Origin of the sequence: Granulicatella sp. WM01 (genome assembly GCF_004570605.1) — a bacterium.
Taxonomy (GTDB): Bacteria; Bacillota; Bacilli; order Lactobacillales; family Aerococcaceae; genus WM01.
Window position 1 is genome coordinate 1 of sequence record NZ_SPPB01000189.1, and the last position, 239, is coordinate 239.

Annotated in this window: 1 pseudogene; it reads left to right on the forward strand. The window is 38.1% G+C overall.

The features are described 5' to 3' along the window. Positions 1 to 239, forward strand: a pseudogene (locus E4T68_RS09885) (ISNCY family transposase); the annotation flags it as partial.

The following is a 239-nucleotide window of genomic DNA, read 5'->3' on the forward strand; positions in this document are numbered from 1 at the left end:
AAAACAGTAAAACGACTAAAACAACAGAAAAAAGTAGCACAACAGGTGAGACATGAATTGTCTATAAACTTACCCCGTTCTTGTGAGTTTCTAGCAGATAGTGACACTATCCATCCTAGTCGTCCAAGAAAAAAATATTGCGGCGAACTGATACAAATGGACGCTAGTCAATTCAGATGGTTTGGTCAAACTGTCTCTCATCTTCATGTTGCCATTGATGATGCTTCTGGTAATATTGT